Origin of the sequence: Okeania sp. SIO2F4 (genome assembly GCF_010672385.1) — a bacterium.
In the GTDB taxonomy this organism is placed as follows: domain Bacteria; phylum Cyanobacteriota; class Cyanobacteriia; order Cyanobacteriales; family Microcoleaceae; genus Trichodesmium.
Genome location: NZ_JAAHGT010000843.1, coordinates 1 through 4,300 on the forward strand (window position 1 = coordinate 1; position 4,300 = coordinate 4,300).

Sequence of the window (4,300 nt, forward strand, 5' to 3'; positions counted from 1 at the left end):
TTATGAATTTAAAATGCTAATGCAGAAAATATCAAAATCAAAAATTTGATGTCAACCTACAGTATTTTAACTGTAGAATTTCAGCCAATATGGTGTTATTTAAAGGGTATTGTGGGAAACACATAAACCTTATTGAGGTACATCAAACCCCCTGAATAACCCATAAACTCTGGAATAGTACAGGACTGGAGTATAAATCAAGTTTGCTGTAAAAGTATTAAAAGCAAATAAATGATAAACTATCTATTTGATTTTAATATCAGCTTTTGTGGCAAAAAATATCTTAAGGAAAACCTTAAGAAAATTACCCATTTCCTATAAAGAATGGGTGTTTGAAATATCATAAAAATTCAAGTTAAACAGTCTGAATAGAAGCTGTAAAAACTTCAAATAGGGAGCGACAAAAATAGAATGACTGTCAAAGCAAGTGGTGGAAGTTCAGTTGCACGTCCACAACTATATCAAACGGTACCAGCATCAACTATTTCTCAAGCGGAACAACAAGACCGCTTTCTGGAAAAAGGTGAACTAGATGAACTGACAACCTTTTTCAGTTCGGGAGCCAAACGTTTAGAAATTGCTCAGATACTGACTAATAATTCAGAAAGAATTGTTTCTTCTGCCGCCAATACTATCTTTACTGGTGGTTCTCCTCTGGCCTACTTGGAAAAGCCAGATGAACCAGAAATGGCTATGAGTGCTGTTAAGGCTGCAACAACAGCAGTTTCTGAAGGTATGAAACTGGATACGGTTACTTATGTAGAGAAAAAGGGTGGAAATAACCCACTTCAAGGTTTACGCAACCTGTTCACTAATTTAGGTGCAAGTAGTGCTGGCCCCATACCAGCAGGTTTCCGACCAATTCCTGTGTCTAAGTATGGCCCCGCTAATATGACCAAATCCTTGCGGGACTTATCCTGGTTCTTACGCTACACTACTTATGCTATTGTGGCCGGAGATCCTAACATTCTCTCAGTTAATGTCCGTGGTTTAAGAGAAATTATTGAGAATGCTTGTTCCACTGCAGCTACTATTGTGGCTATCCAACAGATGCGACAAGCTTCGATTAAATATTTTCAAGACCAGGAAGCTAAGGAGATAGTTGCCCAATACTTTGATGTAGTTTTAACAGAGTTTCGTGGGTCAACACCTTCTAATAAGCAACGCCAGGGTCAAAGTTCAGATCAGCAAGGGCTAGAATTACCACAAATTTACTTCAATGCTGCCGAAAAGCGACAAAAATTTGTAATGAAGCCTGGTCTGTCTAACTTTGAAAAACAGGATGTCATTAAAGCAGCTTATCGCCAGTTATTTGAACGGGACATTACCCGAGCTTACAGCTTGAATATTTCTTATCTGGAATCTCAGGCCAAAAACTGCGAAATCTCCATGAAGGAGTTTATCCGTCGTTTGGGCAAATCTCCTCTGTACCGGAAAGAGTTCTATGAAGGATTTGTCAATAGCCGTGTAGTGGAACTGGCAAGTCGTCACTTCTTGGGTCGGGGTTTAAGTTCACCAGAAGAGTTTAGTAAGTACTTTAACATTGTTACTAAAGGTGGTTTGTCCGCTTTGGTAGATGCAATAGTGGATTCTCAAGAATACTCCGATTATTTTGGGGAGGAGACAGTACCATATCTGCGTGGTTTAGGTCAAGAGGCTCAGGAATGTCGGAACTGGGGAGTACAACTTGACTTATTTAACTACAGTGCCCCTTTCCGGAAAGTACCTCAGTTTGTTACTTTATTTGCTGATTATAATCAACCATTGCCAGATCAGCACGTTTATGGTAGCGGTAACGACCCATTAGAAATTCAGTTTGGGGCAATATTCCCGAAAGAAACTCGCAACCCCAAAAACCGTCCTGCACCTTTTGGTAAAGATACTCGTCGGATTTTAATTCGTCAGGGTGCTGGTATTGATAGCCAAATTAGTAACCCTGGTGCAAGAGCGAAAAATCCTGGTTCTCTAGGTCCGAAGGTCTTCAAGCTGGATCAACTTCCTGGAGGTTATGTTGGTAGTGGTTTCAGTAACTCTGGTGGCAGTAACGGTGCTAGCATTAAGTTCTCTGAAAGTTCTACTCAAAAGATTATCACTGCTGCTTATCGTCAAGTATTTGGTCGGGATGTTTACGATGGTCAACGTCAGAAAGTAGCAGAAACTCAACTTGAAAACGGTGATATTACTGTTCGCGAGTTTATTCGTACTTTGGCAAAGTCTGACACTTTCCGCAATATGTACTGGAGTTCCTTGTATGTATGTAAGGCAGTTGAGTACATTCATCGGCGTTTATTAGGTCGTCCGACTTATGGACGTAAGGAAATTAATTCTTACTTTGATATTTGTGCTAAGAAAGGTTTCTATGCTCTAGTTGATGCCATTATCGATAGCCAAGAATATAACGAAGCTTTTGGCGAAGATACTATTCCTTACGAACGCTACTTAACTCCTGCTGGTTTGTCTTTGCGAAATACAAGGGTAGGTAGTATTGGCGATAAAAATCTGCAAGTTGAGAAAGAAGTTACACCAAGATTTGTTGAGTTGGGAACTCCTGTGGAAGTTCGCAGCGAACCTGATGTTGAGTTCCGAGTTATTCAAGGTGTTAACAAGCAACGGGAGCAGTCTAAGGTATTTAAGTTAACAAGTACCAAAGATAAGCAACAGTTGAAACTGCTTATTGCTGCTGCTTACCGTCAGATTTTTGAGCGGGATATCGATCCTTATGTCGTTAAGACTGAGTTCTCTTCTCTGGAAAGTAAGTTAGGAAATAATGAAATCAACCTCAAGGAATTCATTGAGGGATTAGGTTGTTCTCAACTTTATGTTAAGGAGTTCTACACACCCTATCCTAATACTAAGGTGATTGAACTTGGTACTAAGCATTTCTTAGGTCGCGCTCCTCGCAATCAAGTTGAGATTCGTAAGTATAATCAGATTCTGGCAACTTCAGGTATTAAGGGTTTTATCGGCGCTATGGTAAATAGTGTTGAATACATTGAGATGTTTGGGGAGGATACTGTTCCTTATCGTCGTTTCCCAACTCTCCCTGCTGCTAACTTCCCGAATACTGAAAGGCTGTATAATCAGTTGACTAAGCAGAATGAGGATTTAGTTATTCCTAGTTTTGAACCAGTAGCTACAATAGATCGCAGTTAAGCCATTAGTTATTTTTGACTTTTAATTGCTATTCTTCCCCTGCTATAGATTTTGATGGCAGGGGATTTTTATAGCAAGTCAAAAATTTAGAAGGAGCGAACTCGGAAGTAATATTTGAGTGAGTTTTAGCATTGATAAATATCCTACAGCGCTTTTGAGATTGATGAACCACATCGTCACAACCATAATCTTGTAAGGACGTTCCATGGAACGTCCCTACTGGGGTTTACCCTGCAGGAAAACTGCTGTAATACCATGTCTGGATAATTGGCGAGTGAACTCCGTTCCGCTTACGCGAGCGAAACACTTCTTTATCCTGATACATTCTTTCTTTTTTTCCTGTCTCCCATTTCCTGTCTCCCATCTACTGTCTCCTGACTCCTTCCTAATTATTTATAATTGTTCAACCGGAAATGATATCACCTATCTGCTAGATGCTACAAAACCAGCAACAATACCTAGAACAAGGGCGATCGCCAGAAAAACTAAGGCAATAATTAACAACCAATATTGTAGTCGGTATAATTTTCGCAGTTCACCTAATGCTCCCATAAGGTTAACAATATCATTTCCTTCAGTATCAACAATAAGTTTAAAAGAAGAAGCAGCTTTCAAAGTCCAAACACCAATAAGTATATCAACAACTGCCTGGATGATAACACCTGGGTTTAAACCCAACAAACCAATGATGGTGGCAAGAACTCCTCCAGCAATTAGAAAGTAGCTGACAAAGCGCATTTTATTCGACAAGTCGAGGATTAGTTCGTTTTGAGAGGGATTGAATTCATACTGTCTATCTTCCATTTTTTCTCCTTGGAGTAATTAAAGCTTATTGACATACTCCCGACGCTGCTCTACGAGACAGGGCAGGACTTTCCGCCGGGAAAGTTAAATTTAAGTCAATTTAATTATGCAACATTGTCACATAGTTTGATATTAAAAATTTTTGTTTGTAGTTGCGCTTTAGCACTCCTATATCTAGGTCATATCAAATCCGGTAGTATCGGTACAATTCATGCCTAGTTGGGGTTTGACTTGAGCGCTCGAACCCTACTTGGAGTTTTTACTAATAGACCTCTCCAAAAATCAAAAATAAAATCAATTATTTCTCCCTGTTTCCGGTTCCCTTTTTTCTGGAGATGTCTAA

At 39.5% G+C, this 4,300-nt stretch carries 2 protein-coding genes; one reads left to right on the plus strand and one right to left on the minus strand.

The window, feature by feature from the left end; genetic code table 11:
• The first annotated feature begins 411 nt into the window (after positions 1-411).
• Positions 412-3,153, plus strand: a complete 2,742-nt coding sequence (locus tag F6K22_RS33660) for a phycobilisome rod-core linker polypeptide (protein WP_293108397.1) — start codon at positions 412-414, stop codon at positions 3,151-3,153.
• Between the two features lie 423 nt (positions 3,154-3,576).
• Here the strand turns inward: F6K22_RS33660 and F6K22_RS33665 are convergent, their stop codons facing one another.
• Complete coding sequence (locus F6K22_RS33665) at positions 3,577-3,957, minus strand: hypothetical protein (protein ID WP_293108400.1); 381 nt, start codon at positions 3,955-3,957, stop codon at positions 3,577-3,579.
• Positions 3,958-4,300: the final 343 nt, after the last annotated feature.

Coding starts and splice junctions, on each gene's coding strand:
- F6K22_RS33665 (WP_293108400.1), bottom strand. CDS start 3,957: ATGGAAGATAGACAGTATGAATTCAATCCCTCTCAAAACGAACTAATC.
- F6K22_RS33660 (WP_293108397.1), top strand. CDS start 412: ATGACTGTCAAAGCAAGTGGTGGAAGTTCAGTTGCACGTCCACAACTA.